The sequence below is a fragment of the Nonomuraea sp. NPDC048882 genome (genome assembly GCF_040649755.1).
Classification (GTDB): domain Bacteria; phylum Actinomycetota; class Actinomycetes; order Streptosporangiales; family Streptosporangiaceae; genus Nonomuraea; species Nonomuraea maheshkhaliensis.
Window position 1 is genome coordinate 122,469 of sequence record NZ_JBEZGB010000009.1, and the last position, 14,864, is coordinate 137,332.

Sequence of the window (14,864 nt, forward strand, 5' to 3'; positions counted from 1 at the left end):
TACTCGCCCGGCAAGAGCCGTGCCCTGTCCGGTCAGTGCCGTGACCCGTACCTTCGAAACCCGAGGGGCTGCAGCCTCCGCCTGACCAGCGCCCGGGGACTACAGGTAGGACCTGGCGGCGCTCACCAGTTCGGCCGCCGCGTCCCGCGTGTCGACGTGGATGGCGAGCTCTGGGGTACGTTCGCGCACGTCCTGATCCCGGATCGCGAACACGGCCGGCGCCACCCCGACGTCCCCGTACCGCTCGGTCACCGCCTGCCCGATCGCCCGCCGCACGTCGCCGACCACCTCGCGCGTGGTGTGACCGGCGCCGGAGGCGGCGAGGTAGCCGAGCATGCCGGCGAAGCGCAGCTCGCCCTCGGCGGCGGGGCTCTGCTCGGGCAGCACCGGCCGGTCCAGCCAGAACACCCGGCCCACCAGGAAAGCCTCGTAGCCGTCGTCGCCGAGCACGCGCGCCGTCTCGGCGAGCAACTCACCGAACTCGGCCAGCTCCGCCTCGGGCGGCAGGTCCGTGGTGACGAACAAGGGCACGATCAGCGAGTCGAGCATGTGACTATCCCTCCGTGAGGTGCCTCATCGTAGGATGCCCCACTGACAATCTCGGCGCTCGCCACACGTAAGACGCACCACCGGCTCTCCCGGCACCCGCGTGAGACCCCGGCGAGGCCGTGCGTAGGATCGCGGGAATGGCGACGGCTCTTCTGATCACCGGCACCGTGGGCGCGGGCAAGACCACGGTGGCCGACTTCGCGGGTGACCTGCTCATCGAGGCGGGCGTGCCCAACGCGGTCATCGACCTCGACTGGCTGCGCCGGGCCTGGCCGGCGCCCCCGCGCGACCCGTACAACGGCGCCCTGACCCTGCGCAACCTGCGCGCCGTGGCCGCGAACTTCCTGGCCGCCGGAGCCGAGCGGCTCGTGCTCGCGGGCGTCATCGAGAGCCGGGAGGAGCGGCTCGCCCACGAGGAGGCGCTCGGCGTCCCGCTCGCGGTCTGCCGCGTGCACGTGGATCTCCCATTGGTACGCCGCCGGCTGCGGGCCCGCCACGCGCTCGACCCCAAGGCGCTTGACCGTCACCTCGAAAGGTCAGGGGAATTGCAGTCGATCCTCGACGGGGCCGGGGTGGAGGACTACGCCGTGGACGGGACCCATGGCACGCCCGAGGAGGTCGCGGCCCTGGTGCTCAGGGGCTGGCAGACCAACTAGGGCAGGAAAGAAGCGCAGGTCAGTGCTGGCCTGCGCAGAAGAAGCGCAGGTCAGCGCAGTAGAAGCGCGGGTCAGCGTTCGATCCACTCGTCCTCTAGCGCCGAGTGCACGATCGAATCCCGCCACCCGGCCGGCGTGTGCACATGGTGCCGGATCCGTCCCTCCTCGACCATCCCCGCCGTCAGCATCGCGAGCTGCGCCGGCAGGTTGGCGGGGGAGCGGGCGCCCCAGATGCGGTGCAGCCCGAGCTGCTTGAACCCGAACGACAACAACAACCGTACGAGGTCGGTCCCGATCCCGCGCCCCCACTGGTCACGATGGAGCCCGAACCCGATCTCGGCGCTGTGCGGATGCTCGGCCTCGATCAGCAGCCGCGCGACCCCGATGATGTCGCAGCGCGCGCTGTCGACGACGGCCAGCACGTAGAGGCGGCGCGGCTCGGCCGCCGACGCCTCGATGGCCTCGTCCACCAGCCGTTCGACCTCGCGCAGGCTGCGTGGCGCGAACGGCATGTGCTGGGTGGCGACGCGGTCGCCGTAGATGGCGTGCAGGGCGGGCACGTCGGCCTCCGTGATGTCACGGAGGCCGAGTCGATCGCCCTTGCAGACGACGCGGCGCATGCGGAGAAGGTAACGCGAGTCCCGTGATCTCTACAAGCCCTTGTCAAGTCGCGAGTTGACTTCCGTAAGCTCGGGCGACAAGTTCGGCGACCGCGCTGTGGGCGCCGAGCGGGTCCGAGTGGCCGGCCTCGATCGCCGCCGCGGCCTGTTCGACGACGCTCACCGGGGCCTCGTGGCCGATCAAGCAGGGCGCGATGGCGAGCCGTTCCGCGCCCGCGGAGCGCAGCCGCTGGGCCGCCGCCGGTACGCCGGGGTCGCTGTCGAGCGAGGCGGCCACGACCGGCAGCGTGAGCCTGGAGGCCAGGAGCACCGCGGTGGCCTGCACGGCCTGCACGGCCCTGGTCCCGCCCACGGTGCCGAGGATGACGCCGTCGACGGGGCTGGAGACGTTCAGCAGGCGGACGCGGTCGGCCCGGGCCAGGCCGCGCTCGGCCAGGCGGATGTGCAGGACCTCGGCCAGCAGCGGGTGGGGCCCCAGCGCCTCGGTCACCACCGCCCCCGAGCCGGCGGCGGCCACGGCCTTGCCGATCTCGGCCAACACGACGGGGTCGTCCCAGGTGAGCAGGGGCACGACGACGGCCTCGCGGCCGGAGGGCAGGGAGTCCGCGAGGTCGGTGACGCTCGTGAGGCGCACCTCGATCTGCGGATTGTCGACGCGGACCACTGCCGCTATCTCCTCGGCCACACCGGTGACGCCGCCGGGCGTGGCGAGCACGAGCATCGGGGCGTCAGGGGGCAAGGACGTGGGCACGGGACGGCGGTGTCGGCCGCCGCCCGGCCGGGGGGAACGTTCTCGTACAGGCAGGCTCACAGGCGCGCAGTTTATGCCTATTCGACGGTGGCTGTTCCAGGAATCGATGGCGATTGCGTCACAACCCGGAGCGTGTGATCGAGATTACATCGTGATCTCGCAGCACATTGACTTACCGGTACAAAACGGAAAACCTGGGCGCACTAGAAACGCGTTCTAGAGCGACAGCACGCAGGACCGTCCCTGGAGGATGGGAATGAAGCCGTTCTATGTCCGCGAACTGAGCGTCTACCCGGTCGGCCGCCGCCGCATTCTGCTGCTGGCCGTCGCCGTACTGGCCAGCCTGGTGGCGAACTTCGAGACCACCCTGGCCACGATCCTGCCCCTCCTCATGGCCGACCTCGGCATGTCCCTGACCGTCTACGGACAGCTCGCCGCGCTGTCGGTGCTGGTGGGCGGGCTGTCGGCGGGCTTCGGCGGCATTCTGTCCGACCGGTGGGGCCGGGTGGCGATCCTCGTGCCCACCCTCACCGTCACCGCCGCCTGCAACTTCCTGCTGGCCACCGTGGACACCGTGGCGGAGCTGTTCTGGGTGCGCTGCCTGATGCTGTTCATCGAGGGTGCGGGCATCACGATCACCGCCTCGCTGGTGCGCGACTTCTCGCCGCGCATGGGGCGGGCGCAGGCGTTCGCGTTCTGGACGTGGGGACCGGTCGGGGCGGCGTTCCTGGCCTCGTTCATCGCGGGGTTCACGCTGCCGCTGTTCGGCAACGCGTGGCAGTCGCAGGCGATCATCATGGGCGTCGTGTCGCTGAGCATGTGCGCCGTGATCATCTGGAAGATCGCCGAGCCGTCCGGGGCGCTGCGGGCGCAGGTGCTGGAGGCCGAGCAGGAGCTCGCGGTCGAGGGGGAGGCCGGTCACGGCCGGGTGCGCGAGCTGTTCAAGCACCCCCACCTCTGGGCCCACGTGCTCGGCAACACCGGCTGGCAGGTGCTCTACTGGACGTTCACCATCTTCGGCCAGACCATTCTGGCCACCGCCTTCGGCATGGACGCGGCCACGGCCAACCGGGTCGTCGCCCTCGGCATCGTGCTCAACGCCCTGGCGGTGGTGATCGTCGGCCGGGCGTCGGACCGGTTGCGGCTGCGCAAGCCGTTCACCGCCGTCGGCACCGTGCTCACCGCCGCCGCGCTGGTGTACTTCATCTCCCTGATCGGGCCGGGCGTCTCCACCGCGCACGTCACCGCCGTCTACGCGCTGCTCTTCCTGTTCATGGGCGTCGCGTACGTCCCGTGGATGGCCAACTTCTCCGAGAACGCCGAGGACGTCGAGTCCCGGCTGCAGGGCTCGGCCCTGGGGCTGTGGGGCATGGTCGTCCGGGTGATGATCGTGGTCATGCTGATCGTCTCCCCGAGAGTGGTGGAGGCCGGCGGCTGGCAGCTCTGGCTGAGCGTGGCGCTGGCCGGCCAGATCGTCTTCCTCGTCTCGATGGTCGCGTTCAAGGGCCGCTGGCGGGCCGCCAGGCCGCAGGGTGCCGAGGTCTAACGGGACGGTACGACCACCGCCTGCGGGTTGCCCGGCGCGTACACCGTGATGCCCTGCGGCAGTGACTTGAGCTTCTCGATCTCCGCGCAGGCGGGGCACTTGTCGTAGCCGTCCTGCCTGGCGCGGTTGGCCTCCGCCTCGGCCTTGGCCTGGGCCACCCGCGCCTGGGCCTCGGAGACGGCCGCCGAGGCCGACAGCGAGCGGTCCACCGCCTGCTGCACCTCGTCCGGCAGCGTCACCTTGACCAGGGTGAAGCGCAGCCCGGTGAGGAACTCCCCGCCCAGCGTGACGGGCAGGTCGCGGGCCAGCGAGGCGTTGACCGCGTTCTGCACCTCGGCGATGTTGGCGTTGCTGTCGCGCGGCTTGAGCGCGCTGCTCTCCAGCAGTGAGCAGGACGGCACCAGCTCCGCGCAGCGCATCGACCCGATCTGCCCGCGCAGCGCGTTGTCGATCACCGGCCGGACGGCCTGGCCGAAGAAGGCGCTCCAGCCCTCGTCGCCGTCCCAGGCGTAGAGCGAGCGGTCGTCCTGGGCGCGGAAGGTACGGGTGCCGTACTTGTCGTCGAACTTCTTGAGCGTCTCGTGGTCCAGGTTGAGTGTGAAGTAGAGGGTGCCCTCGATGCCCAGGTTCACGCCGTCGCTGCTCGGCACCGTCACCACGTCCACGCCGAGCGTGGTCGCCCGCTTGGCGTCGGCGGTGATGGTGTAGAAGCGCTGCTGCGCCGGATAGAGGTGGACGGAGGACCACATTCCCGTCCAGGTGAGCCCGGAGCCGGCGTCGATCACCTGGCGCACCTTGTTGTCGTCGAAGATCCCGCCGTCGCGGACGACGGCCACCTCGCCGCCGCCGGTGCTGTCCAGCCCGCCGATGCCCCCGATGAGCAGGGGGATCGCGACCAGAGCGGCCAGTACGGCCAGTGCGATTCTCATCGAGACCCTTCCGCGCGGGCGGCGTCGGCAGCCGCCGCCCGCGGCTTTCGCGGCATTCCTGCGATGGTCGGAAGAACGACGGTTCAGGCGAAGGGGCCCACCTGCGGGGCCTTGGGCGCGGGCTCGGCGGCGCTCTCCGCCAGGTCGAGGTCGCGGGTCTCAGGAGCGATGGCCAGGCCCACGGTCGTGACGGCCAGGGCGATCACCACGTAGATCGAGACCGCGATCGTGGACTGGTAGGACGCGAACAACTGCAGCGCGATCACCGGCGCGAGGGCGCCGCCCACGATGCCGGCCACCTGGTAGCCCATGGACGCGCCGCTGTAGCGCAGGCGGGTGCTGAACAGCTCGGCGATGAAGGCGGCCTGCGGGCCGTACATCGCGGCGTGCGTGACCAGCGCCACCACCGCGGCCAGCGCGATCAGCGGGAAGGACTTGGTGTCGAGCAGCGGGAAGAAGACGAACACCCACACCGCCGCGCCGAGCACGCCCGCGAAGTAGACGGGACGGCGGCCGTACCGGTCGGACAGCGCGCCCGCCAGCGGGATCAGCGCCAGCTGCAGCGCCGACCCGATGAGCACCGCGTTCAGCGCGTACGAGCGTGGCAGCTCCAGCACGGTGGTGATGTAGACGATGATGTACGCCGTGAACGTGTAGAAGGCCACGTCCACCCCGATCCGCGCGGTGAAGGCCGACAGCAGCGCGCGCGGGTGCGTGCGCAGCACCTCCACCAGCGGCATCCGCGCCTTGACGCCCTGCTGCTCGACCGCCTCGAACAGCGGCGACTCGGTGACCTTCAGCCGCACCCACAGGCCGACGAACACCAGCGCGCCCGACAGCAGGAACGGCACCCGCCAGCCCCACGACAGGAACGCCGCGTCGGACATGACGAACGACATCAGCGCCAGCAGGCCCGTGGCCAGCACGTAACCGGCGGGCACGCCGACCTGCGGCCAGCTCGCGTTGAAGCCGCGCCGCCGGCCGTCGCCGTGCTCCAGCGACATGATGACCGCGCCGCCCCACTCGCCGCCGAGGCCCAGGCCCTGCACGAAGCGGAGCAGCGCCAGCAGGACCGGGGCCAGCACGCCCACGCTGGCGTACCCGGGCAGCACGCCGATGAGGAACGTCGAGACGCCCATCACCAGGAGCGTCACCACCAGCACCGTCTTGCGGCCGACCCGGTCGCCGAAGTGGCCGAACACGATGCCGCCGAGCGGCCTGGCCACGAAGGCGACGGCGTTGGTGGTCAGGGAGACCAGGACCGCGTTGAACGGGTCGAGGGAGGGGAAGAACAGCTTGGGGAAGACCAGGGTGGCCGCAGTGGTGTAGAGGAAGAAGTCGTACCACTCCAGCGACGTGCCGATCAGGCTGGCGAGAATCACCCGCCGGGTCTGTTGCGTGGAGCCTGACATCGATCGCTCCTTGAAATCGTGGGGGATAGTTATCAACGTAAGGATCGTTGAACAATTCGACAAGAGGTTTGCTCCATGATTCCCTGTTAAATGTGGATAACGTGGTTGCCGATCTCTCCCAGGACCGGCCGCGGCTGGGGCGCAGCAGCACGGCCGAGCGGGTGGCCGACGTCCTGCGCGGCCGCATCAGCGAGGGCTACTTCCAGCCCGGTCAGCGGCTGTCCGAGGAGTCCATCTCGGAGGCGCTGGAGGTGTCGCGCAACACGCTGCGCGAGGCGTTCCGGTTGCTCGGCCACGAGGGGCTGCTCGACCACCGGCTCAACAGGGGCGTGTTCGTCCGGCTGCCGTCCGCCGAGGACGTCGCCGACCTCTACCAGGTGCGCCGCGTGCTGGAGGGCGCGGCCGTGCGGCGGGCTCCGGCCGAGCCTGCGCTGGCGCTGCTCAAGCAGGCCGTGCTCGACGCCGAGCAGGCCGCGGCGCGCGACGACTGGCAGGGCGTCGGCACCGCCAACATCCGCTTCCACCAGGCCCTGGTCTCGTTCAACGCGAGCCCGCGGATCGACGAGACCATGCGCCAGCTCCTCGCCGAGCTGCGGCTCGTCTTCCACGTGATGGAAAACCCGCGTGCCTTCCACGAGCCGTTCGTCGACCGCAACCGCACGCTGCTCGGCCTGATCGAGTCGGGCGAGACCGAGCAGGCCGCCGCCTATCTCGACGACTATCTCGACCACGCCGAACGGCTACTCATCCACGCCTACGACCCCGACCGATAGCGTTGCCGCCCATGGACCGGATCTTCACCCTGGACGAGGCCCGCGCGCTGCTCCCCGCCGTGATGGAGGAGGCCGCCGTGGTGATCGCCGCCCGCGCCGACCTGGCCGAGATCGACTTCGCGCGCCGCACCGGCGGCGGATCCGAGCTGGGCGGCCTGCCCGAGCTCAAAGGGCTGCAGGCCCGCATCGAGGAGATCCTGAGCGGGTGGAACGAGCGCGGCATCGAGGTCAAGGGCATCGCGCCCGTGCTGGTCGACTTCCCCTCGGTGCTCGACGGGGTCTCCGTGCGGCTGTGCTGGATCGAGGGGGAGCGCGAGCTCGGCTGGTACCACCGCACCGAGCTGGGCTTCGCCGGCCGCCGCCCCCTGTAGCCTCGCGCGACGTGTGGCCGATCCGTGATCAACCGAACACGCCGCGTCCGTGTCTAACGGGGTGAGCGAAAGGACCACACCCATGAGGCTCTCCTCGGCGGCCGCGGCGCTCCTCGCGCCGGCGGTCATCGGCGCGCTGGGGCTCTGCTCCGTCCCGGCCCAGGCGGACTCCTCCCGTGCGGCTGTCCGCGCGGCCTGGATCAAGACCTGCTACGACAAGAAACGGGAGACGTCCTGGCCCTGCGGCACGTGGCGGCTGCTGCTGCGCGACGGCCGCCAGGTCGCCGTCCGCGACGCCGCCGCCCGCGGGGTCGACGGCAAGGGCCGCAGGACCGGCCAGGCCGCCACGTTCGCCGTCAGCGCGGACGGCCGCGTGCTGGCCTACGAACGGGCCCGTGACCACCGCCTGGTCGTCCAGCGGGCAGGCGGCGGCGGCCCGGCCACCGAGCTGCCCGCCTCCGCCCGGCCCCAGGGCGTCGGCAGCGACGAGCTGACCCTCACCCTGTCGCCCTCGGGCCACCGCGTGCTGATCGACTACCAGGACGATCCGGAGCGCCTGCGCTCCAAGATCGTCACGGTCGCCACCGGCGGCATCACCACGCTGCCCGCCGCCTACGCGACGTATGGTTTCAGCGCCGACGGCGACCAGGTGCTGGCCACCCGGACGATGAGCGACAACACCGTCGCCATGTACGCCCTGCGCCCCGGCGGCTCCCTCAAGCGCACCCCGCCCGCGATCGTGGTCAACGGCGGCACCTACGCGCTCGACGCCGGCGGCACCACTGTAGGGTTCTTCACCACCAGCCGGGACAAACCATCGCGGGTGCGCACGTACGACCTCGCCAGTGGCGAGCTGTCGCCCGGCGCGGACCTGCCGCTCCCGGCCGACGTGACGCCGTACCTGGCGCGATGGAGCGGCGGCCGGCTCACCACCACGATCACGACGGACGACAGCTCAGGAGCGACGGAGGTCAGGGTGCTCACGGTGGATCCGGCGAACGGGGCGGCCGAGCAGGCCGACAAGTACACGATCAGGTCCGGGTACCACGCCTACGTCCTCGCGGGGGAGTGAACCGCATGCGCACCAAGATCCTCGCAGCCCTGACCACGGCAATTGCCCTGGTTTGGCCGGCGCCCGCCCAGGCCCACGCTTCCGGGCACGCCCATGACAGCATCCGCTACGCCTCCATCAAGAGCTGCCCGATCAAGGGCGGCGGCGCCAGGCCGTGCGGCTCGTGGCGGCTCGTCATGCACAGCGGCGCGAAGAGCACCCTGCCCGACGCGCAGGCGCTCGCGCTGGAGGCCGACGGCTCCACCAACCGCTACGTGCCGGCCCCCATCGCGGTCAGTGGGAACGGCCGGCGGGTGGCGTACTTCACCAGGAAGGGCCGCCTCGCCGTGCGGACGCTCGGCGGCGGGGTGCTGCTGCTCGCCAAGGACGCGCTGCCGAAGCGGGCCCAGTACGAGGTGACGCTGGCGCTCTCCGACGACGGCGCCCGGCTGGCCGCCTCCCCGCGCGGCGACAAGCCGGCCGGCACGCGGATCTTCGACACGGCGACGGGCGAACAGCTCGGCGTCCTTCCGCCCGAGGCGACGGTGGCCGGCTTCAGCGGCGACGGCGGCGAACTGATCGCCACCATCCAGGCCGACGAGTCCGTCACCGAGCTGGCCGCCTATTCCGAGACCGGCGAGGAGCTGAGCCGGGTCACACCGCCGCAGGTCATCGCGGCCAACCTGCCACCGGCGCTCGCCGCCGACGGGCGCACCGCGGCGATCCTGGTGGGCGGGGCGAAGGCGCAGACGGTGACGTACGACATGGCCGGTGACCAGGTGGGGGAGCGCAGGCGGGTCAAGCTGCCGGCCGGGCACGTCCACATGCTCGACTGGACCGGCGACCACGAGCTGACCGCCCACCTGATCAGCGAGCCGGGCGGGAAGACCAGGATGACGATCGTGCGGATCGACACGGGGAACGGCTCGGTCAAGATCAGAGACCGCTACACGATCCTCCCTGACTCGTTCGTCTTCGCCGCCTGCGGCGGCTGACCGGCCCGCGAGGGTTGAGCGTCGGTCGGGCGACTGACCGGCCTGTGGCGGTGCGGCAATTTACGGCGGTTGGCCGGCTTGCCGCGGTTGGGTGGTTGGCCGGCTTGCGGCGGTTGGGTGGTTGACCGGCTTGCGGCGGTTGGGCGGTCGGTGGCGGCTGGTGGTCCGTGACGGGGACATACGCTTTGCTGGTGGAGGTTCACTCGACCAAGGCGATGGCCGCGCGGGCCGTCGACCTGTGCGTGGTGCTGCTGCACGAGCAGCCGTCGATCGAGTCGGTGTCGCGGGTCCTGCGGGCGTACGGCGAGCTCGGCGCTCCCGGCACGGGGGACCTCGGCCTCGGGGAGGACGACGTGCGCGCGATGCGCTCGGCGGCGGCCCGGTTGCGCGAGGTGCTCGGCGCGGCCACCCCCGGCGAGGCGTCGGCCCTGCTCAACCGGCTGCTCGCGGAGTCGGCCAAGCCGCCCAGGCTGACCGACCACGGCGGCACGACGACCTGGCACGTCCACGTCGACAGCAGCGACGACGACGCGCCATGGGGTGAGTGGTTCCTGGCGTCGTCGGCGATGGCGCTGGCGGTGCTGCTGGCCGATCACCAGCGGGTGCCCGGCGGGTTGTGCGCCTCGGCGAGCTGCGGCCGTCCGTTCCTCGACCTGGGCGGCGGCAGCCCCCGCCGCTACTGCAGCACCCGTTGCGCCACCCGCGAACGCGTCGCCGCCCACCGAGCCCGCACTGCCTGATCAAGCGGGCCTCACCGTTTCCGGAGCCCAGCCAGCCGGCTGGCCGCCACCGACGCAGAGCCGCACCCGCCACCGATGCGCCTTACCCGACGCCGGGGGACGAGCGGCCGCGTGGCAGCAGCACTGCGGCGGCCGTCGCCTGTAGTGCCGCGCCGACCAGGAGGGCGAAACCGACGTCGTATGCCGCCAGTGGCCCGGCCAGTGCGGAACCGAGGGCGAACGAGGTGATCTTGACGCTGGCCGCCGTGGTGAACACCTGACTGCGCAGCCGGGCGGGCGCCTCGCGGTGTCGTACGGCGAAGAGTGCCGTCAGTTGCGGACCCTCACCCAGCCCCGCCACCACGGCCCCCACGACCGCCACCCAGAACGTCCCGGAGACGGCGAGCACCACCATCCCCACCCCCAGCACCGCCGTCCCCGCCGCCTGCACCACATCCCAGAACCGCCCCCCGGGACCGTTCCCCGAACGACGGGCCGCGTCCCCCGCTCGCTCGGCCGCATCTTCTGTCCGCTCGGCCATGTCCCCAGCCTGCTCGGCCATGTCCCACGGCCGCGACGCTCCGGCGCGGGCGGGGTTTCTGGGACGGGTCAGGGCGGCGAGCACCGCGTTGGCGGCGAGACCGGCGGCGGCCGTGACGGCCAGCAGGAGCGCGCCGTGGCCGCTCTCCCCGGTCAGCCGCTCACCCAGCACGGGCACGGACACGACCAGCATGGCCAGCCCGCAGCACGACACCATCGACCCGACGGTGGCCCGCCGCAACGCCGCGTTCCGCACGATGGCCGCCACCCCGGCCCGCACCTCGGCCCGCACCACCCCCACCTTCGCCCGGACGGCCCGTGCCTGGGGCTCGCCCTGGCCCGTGCCCGCCTGAACCGCGGGGCCGCCGCGCGTGGGCAGTCCGTATGCGGCCGGCAGGGCCGCGATCAGCAGCGCGGCGGACACCAGCACCGCCGCCCCACCCCCGCCGGCGGCGGCCACGGCCCCGACCAGCGCCGGCCCGGCCAGCCCGGCGACGTTGTAGCTCATCGAGTCCAGGGCCGTCGCCCGGTCCAGCCGCCCCTGACCGGCCACCAGGGGCAGTTGCGCTGTCCATCCGCCGGTGAGCGCGGGCCCCAGCAGTCCGGTCACGACCGCCAGCCCGACCACGACCGCGTCCGGCACCCGTCCTAGCAGGGCGAGGATCAGCAGCAGCCCGGCCGCGTACCCGAGCAGGCACGACGCCAGCAGCCGCCCCGGCCGCGCTGACCGGTCGAGCAGCACCCCGAGCAGCGGACCTCCGGCGGCGGCCGACACCGTCAGCCCGGCCAGCAGCCACGACGCGGGCACCGGCGACCCGGTGACGGCCAGCCCCATCACGAGCAGGGCGGGCCCGGACATCTCATCACCGGTACGCGCGGAGACGGCCCCGGCCATGTAACGGAATAACACTGGCAAGACGTTACACGAGGGCGCGTGCCGATGTTAGGAGAGGGAGGTCAAGGGAATGAGTACCCGCAGTCAAACTCCCTGAGCTGGGGAAACCGCTCACGCCGGGGAGGGCCGGCCTGCGCGGGCTGCGTGCGCGCAGGCCGGCCCCATACCCTCGCCCACTCAGGTCGCTCTCAATCCACCGCCCACACGGGCGAACCTCTCAACCCTCCGCCCGCTCAGTCCGGTGCCTCCCGTTCGCTCGGGCCGGCCTCACGAACCTCCGTCCGTTCAGGCCGAGCTGGTGATGACCGCGAACCGTGCCCCGAACGGGTCGGTGAGGAACGCGATCCGTCCCGCCCCCTCCGTCGTCGCCGGCGCGGTCCGTACGGTGGCGCCCAGTCCCTGCGCCCGCTCCACCGTGGCGTCGCAGTCGGGCACCTCGAAGTACGGCAGCCAGTGCGGCGCGTCGCCCGCCTCCAGGGTGGCGATGCCGGCCATCGCCGACGACTCGTCTCCCTGGGCGGGTGAGATCACGGGATAGGTGACCCCGCCCATCGGAAGGTCCTCGATCCGCCAGCCGAAGACCGACTCGTAGAAGCCCCTGATCCCGCCGGGGTCGGGGACGTGCAGTTCGACCCACCCGAGCGAGCCGGGCTTCGTGACCAGCCCGAGCCCCCGGGTCGCGCCGGGCTGCCAGACGGCGAACGACGCCCCGGCCGGATCGGCGAAGACGGCCATCCGGCCCTGCCCTTGGATGTCGAACGGCGCCGCCAGCACCCTGCCGCCCGCCTGCTCGACGGCCTTGGCGACGGTGTCGGCGTCGGGCGTGTGGAAGTAGGTCAGCCACGCGGGCGCGCCTCTGTCGGGGGTGTTCCGGCTGATCCCGGCGACCGTCCTGCCGTCGACCTGGCAGAAGCGGTAGTCGCGGTGCTCGGGCCCGAGCGAGAGTGACCGCCAGCCGAACAGCCCGGTGTAGAAGGCGTCGGCCGCCTCCACGTCGGGGGCGGCGACGTCGAGCCAGCTGGGGGTGCCCGGAGTGAAGTCGGTGGTGAGCATGGCCTGCTCCTTCGCGTGACGAAGCGGCGGGTGGCCGTCTTCGCCTCTGGGTGCGGTCGGAGGGGGCGACGCCACTCGTATCCGGCGTCTCACAGCGTGACACGATCCGCCGATCGCCGCGAGCCATGCGACAGAATAGGTAAGTCGAATGGATGTTTGAACAATGGCATACACTCGACACCATGACAGCCGCGTTCCAAGCTTCTTTGCTCGATCTCGACACCGAGCTCGGGCTCGGTCCGCTCGACGGCGCCGTGCACAGGACCCATCTCGCCCACGGCGCCTGGATCGACCTGAGACAGGGCTGGCTGACTGGGGCCGACGCGCTGTTCGAGCGGCTGGCGGAGCGGGTGCCGTGGCGGGCCGAGCGGCGCCGCATGTACGACAAGGTCGTGGAGGTGCCGCGGCTGCTGAAGTTCTACGACGAGGGCGAGACCCTGCCCGACCCCGTCCTCGCCGAGGCCAGACGCGCGCTCGACGCCTACTACGGGCCGGAGCTGGGCGAGCCGTTCCGTACGGCCGGGCTCTGCTTCTACCGCGACGGCCGTGACAGCGTGGCCTGGCACGGCGACACGATCGGCCGGGGGAGCACCGAGGACACCATGGTCGCGATCATCTCGGTCGGCAGCCCTCGCTCCCTGCACCTGCGCCCGCGCGGCGGCGGCCCCTCGATCCGGCGCGATCTGGGGCACGGCGACCTCATCGTGATGGGCGGGAGCTGCCAGCGCACCTGGGAGCACGCCGTCCCGAAGACCACCCGCCCGGCGGGCCCCCGCATCAGCATCCAGTTCCGCCCCCGGGGCGTCCGCTGACCGGGGGGTGTCTCCGCGCGTGATGCAGGGGGTGGCTCGGGACGGGCGGTTGCGCGTGATGGGCGGCTACTTCGGGATCGAACGCGATGCGGGAGCCGCCTCGGCGCGAAGTCCCGCGCGATGCGCGGCTACTTGAGCACGAGTCGTCCCACGCGGCCCTGTTCGCCGGAAGCCCAGCAGGTCAGGTCCCTGGTGCAGGACACCGTGTCGAACGAGCCGCTGTCGAACGTCTCCCAGCTCCTCCCGCCCGAATACGTCACGTCGCTCCCCGACGGCCCCACTGCGACGGCCGCGAACGGCAGGTGCGGCAGCCAGGCGACGCCCGACCGGTACGCGGGCGGCGGCGCCGACGACGGGTGCCAGGTGCGACCGCCGTCCCTGGTGACCGCCCCGGCGCTGGGCGACTGCTGATCCGGGCGGTAGTCGCCGCCGACCGCGATGCCCCGGTGGCGGTCGCGGAAGGCGAGGCCGAAGACGCCGCGCGCCGGGTCGGCGGCCGGGATGGGCGTGTCGGTCACCGTCCACGTACGCCCGCGGTCGCCCGAGTAGAACACCCGCGCCCGCTCCGCTCCGCCGGCGGCCAGCCAGACGTCATGGGCGCCCGAGGCGACCAGGCACTGCCCGCTCGCCGCGAACCCGGCCTCCCCTGGCAGCGCCTCGGGCATCCCGTCCGACGGCAGCACCTGCCAACTGCGCCCGCCGTCGTCCGTGGCCAGGATCCGGAACCGGCCGTCCACCGGGTCGCTCATCGCCAGCCCGTGGCGCCGGTCGAAGAAGGCCAGGCAGTCGTAGAAGGCCCGGGGCTCGTTGTTCCTGAACGTCTCCGCCCACGTGCGTCCCCCGTCCTCCGTACGGTAGACGCGCGAGTCGGTGCCCTCGCCGATCGACAGCGCCACGGCCCGGTCGGCGTCGAACGCCTCGATGTCGCGGAACTGCAGCGCCTCCGTGCCGGGCGGGGAGACGTTCCGCCACGTACGCCCGCCGTTCACGGTCCTGAGCACGACGCCGCCCGAGCCCGAGGCCCACACGACGTTCCCGCTGACCGGCGACAGGCCGCGCAGGCGCTCGGTCGTTCCCGTCTGCTTGAGCTCCCAGCCGAGCCGGGGCGGGCCGGCCTGGGCGGGCAGCGGGGCGGTGAGCACGAGGGCCGCTGACAGGGCGCCTAACGCGATGCGAAGCTTCATGTCGGGCA

Annotated in this window: 16 protein-coding genes; 8 read left to right on the forward strand and 8 right to left on the reverse strand. The window is 72.0% G+C overall.

What is annotated here, in order from left to right; genetic code table 11:
* Positions 1 to 99: 99 nt before the first annotated feature.
* A complete protein-coding gene (locus AB0C27_RS30375; RefSeq protein WP_357850586.1) occupies positions 100 to 549 on the reverse strand; it encodes a hypothetical protein in 450 nt (149 codons plus the stop codon).
* A gap of 137 nt (positions 550 to 686) precedes the next feature.
* On the opposite strand from AB0C27_RS30375, the gene AB0C27_RS30380 reads away from it, so the two are divergent.
* On the forward strand, positions 687 to 1,205 hold the full coding sequence (locus tag AB0C27_RS30380; RefSeq protein ID WP_357850590.1) for an adenylyl-sulfate kinase: 519 nt from the start codon (positions 687 to 689) through the stop codon (positions 1,203 to 1,205).
* A gap of 71 nt (positions 1,206 to 1,276) precedes the next feature.
* On the opposite strand, the gene AB0C27_RS30385 is transcribed toward AB0C27_RS30380, so the two are convergent.
* Entirely contained in the window at positions 1,277 to 1,825 is a 549-nt protein-coding gene (locus AB0C27_RS30385) for a GNAT family protein (RefSeq protein WP_357850592.1), read from the reverse strand.
* A 43-nt stretch (positions 1,826 to 1,868) separates the two neighbouring features.
* Entirely contained in the window at positions 1,869 to 2,576 is a 708-nt protein-coding gene (locus AB0C27_RS30390; protein ID WP_357850595.1) for a hypothetical protein, read from the reverse strand.
* 256 nt (positions 2,577 to 2,832) lie between these two features.
* Here AB0C27_RS30390 and AB0C27_RS30395 point away from each other — a divergent pair, with 256 nt between their 5' ends.
* Complete coding sequence (locus tag AB0C27_RS30395; protein WP_357850598.1) at positions 2,833 to 4,122, forward strand: MFS transporter; 1,290 nt, start codon at positions 2,833 to 2,835, stop codon at positions 4,120 to 4,122.
* Here AB0C27_RS30395 and AB0C27_RS30400 read toward each other — a convergent pair.
* Positions 4,119 to 5,051 carry an SPFH domain-containing protein gene (locus AB0C27_RS30400; RefSeq protein ID WP_357850601.1) on the reverse strand — a complete coding sequence of 311 codons (933 nt, stop codon included), beginning with the start codon at positions 5,049 to 5,051 and terminating at the stop codon, positions 4,119 to 4,121. The genes AB0C27_RS30395 and AB0C27_RS30400 overlap by 4 nt on opposite strands.
* Positions 5,052 to 5,134: 83 nt before the next feature.
* Positions 5,135 to 6,463, reverse strand: a complete 1,329-nt coding sequence (locus tag AB0C27_RS30405; RefSeq protein WP_357850604.1) for an MFS transporter — start codon at positions 6,461 to 6,463, stop codon at positions 5,135 to 5,137.
* A 101-nt stretch (positions 6,464 to 6,564) separates the two neighbouring features.
* Here AB0C27_RS30405 and AB0C27_RS30410 point away from each other — a divergent pair, with 101 nt between their 5' ends.
* The 5 genes from AB0C27_RS30410 (at position 6,565) to AB0C27_RS30430 (ending at position 10,393) form a co-directional block, all read left to right on the forward strand.
* Entirely contained in the window at positions 6,565 to 7,236 is a 672-nt protein-coding gene (locus AB0C27_RS30410; RefSeq protein WP_357850607.1) for a GntR family transcriptional regulator, read from the forward strand.
* Between the two features lie 11 nt (positions 7,237 to 7,247).
* On the forward strand, positions 7,248 to 7,607 hold the full coding sequence (locus AB0C27_RS30415) for a DUF2203 domain-containing protein (protein WP_346113517.1): 360 nt from the start codon (positions 7,248 to 7,250) through the stop codon (positions 7,605 to 7,607).
* 82 nt (positions 7,608 to 7,689) lie between these two features.
* A complete protein-coding gene (locus AB0C27_RS30420; protein WP_357850610.1) occupies positions 7,690 to 8,679 on the forward strand; it encodes a hypothetical protein in 990 nt (329 codons plus the stop codon).
* A gap of 5 nt (positions 8,680 to 8,684) precedes the next feature.
* Positions 8,685 to 9,653, forward strand: coding sequence for a hypothetical protein (locus tag AB0C27_RS30425; RefSeq protein WP_357850613.1), 969 nt, complete (start codon positions 8,685 to 8,687; stop codon positions 9,651 to 9,653).
* A 191-nt stretch (positions 9,654 to 9,844) separates the two neighbouring features.
* Positions 9,845 to 10,393, forward strand: coding sequence for a CGNR zinc finger domain-containing protein (locus tag AB0C27_RS30430; protein ID WP_357850616.1), 549 nt, complete (start codon positions 9,845 to 9,847; stop codon positions 10,391 to 10,393).
* Between the two features lie 82 nt (positions 10,394 to 10,475).
* On the opposite strand, the gene AB0C27_RS30435 is transcribed toward AB0C27_RS30430, so the two are convergent.
* The gene (locus AB0C27_RS30435; RefSeq protein ID WP_357850619.1) at positions 10,476 to 11,822 is read right to left on the reverse strand and encodes an MFS transporter; all 1,347 of its coding nucleotides are present in this window, start codon (positions 11,820 to 11,822) and stop codon (positions 10,476 to 10,478) included.
* 270 nt (positions 11,823 to 12,092) lie between these two features.
* Positions 12,093 to 12,860, reverse strand: a complete 768-nt coding sequence (locus AB0C27_RS30440) for a VOC family protein (protein ID WP_357850622.1) — start codon at positions 12,858 to 12,860, stop codon at positions 12,093 to 12,095.
* Positions 12,861 to 13,042: 182 nt separating this feature from the next.
* Here AB0C27_RS30440 and AB0C27_RS30445 point away from each other — a divergent pair, with 182 nt between their 5' ends.
* Entirely contained in the window at positions 13,043 to 13,672 is a 630-nt protein-coding gene (locus tag AB0C27_RS30445; protein WP_357850625.1) for an alpha-ketoglutarate-dependent dioxygenase AlkB, read from the forward strand.
* A gap of 128 nt (positions 13,673 to 13,800) precedes the next feature.
* Here AB0C27_RS30445 and AB0C27_RS30450 read toward each other — a convergent pair whose 3' ends face one another.
* The gene (locus AB0C27_RS30450) at positions 13,801 to 14,856 is read right to left on the reverse strand and encodes an oxidoreductase (protein ID WP_357850628.1); all 1,056 of its coding nucleotides are present in this window, start codon (positions 14,854 to 14,856) and stop codon (positions 13,801 to 13,803) included.
* Positions 14,857 to 14,864 lie beyond the last annotated feature (8 nt).

Excerpts from the sequence above, each read along its gene's own strand:
- AB0C27_RS30375 (WP_357850586.1), bottom strand. The coding sequence starts at position 549 with ATGCTCGACTCGCTGATCGTGCCCTTGTTCGTCACCACGGACCTGCCG.
- AB0C27_RS30380 (WP_357850590.1), top strand. The coding sequence starts at position 687 with ATGGCGACGGCTCTTCTGATCACCGGCACCGTGGGCGCGGGCAAGACC.
- AB0C27_RS30385 (WP_357850592.1), bottom strand. The coding sequence starts at position 1,825 with ATGCGCCGCGTCGTCTGCAAGGGCGATCGACTCGGCCTCCGTGACATC.
- AB0C27_RS30395 (WP_357850598.1), top strand. The coding sequence starts at position 2,833 with ATGAAGCCGTTCTATGTCCGCGAACTGAGCGTCTACCCGGTCGGCCGC.
- AB0C27_RS30400 (WP_357850601.1), bottom strand. The coding sequence starts at position 5,051 with ATGAGAATCGCACTGGCCGTACTGGCCGCTCTGGTCGCGATCCCCCTG.
- AB0C27_RS30405 (WP_357850604.1), bottom strand. The coding sequence starts at position 6,463 with ATGTCAGGCTCCACGCAACAGACCCGGCGGGTGATTCTCGCCAGCCTG.
- AB0C27_RS30415 (WP_346113517.1), top strand. The coding sequence starts at position 7,248 with ATGGACCGGATCTTCACCCTGGACGAGGCCCGCGCGCTGCTCCCCGCC.
- AB0C27_RS30420 (WP_357850610.1), top strand. The coding sequence starts at position 7,690 with ATGAGGCTCTCCTCGGCGGCCGCGGCGCTCCTCGCGCCGGCGGTCATC.
- AB0C27_RS30425 (WP_357850613.1), top strand. The coding sequence starts at position 8,685 with ATGCGCACCAAGATCCTCGCAGCCCTGACCACGGCAATTGCCCTGGTT.
- AB0C27_RS30440 (WP_357850622.1), bottom strand. The coding sequence starts at position 12,860 with ATGCTCACCACCGACTTCACTCCGGGCACCCCCAGCTGGCTCGACGTC.
- AB0C27_RS30445 (WP_357850625.1), top strand. The coding sequence starts at position 13,043 with ATGACAGCCGCGTTCCAAGCTTCTTTGCTCGATCTCGACACCGAGCTC.
- AB0C27_RS30450 (WP_357850628.1), bottom strand. The coding sequence starts at position 14,856 with ATGAAGCTTCGCATCGCGTTAGGCGCCCTGTCAGCGGCCCTCGTGCTC.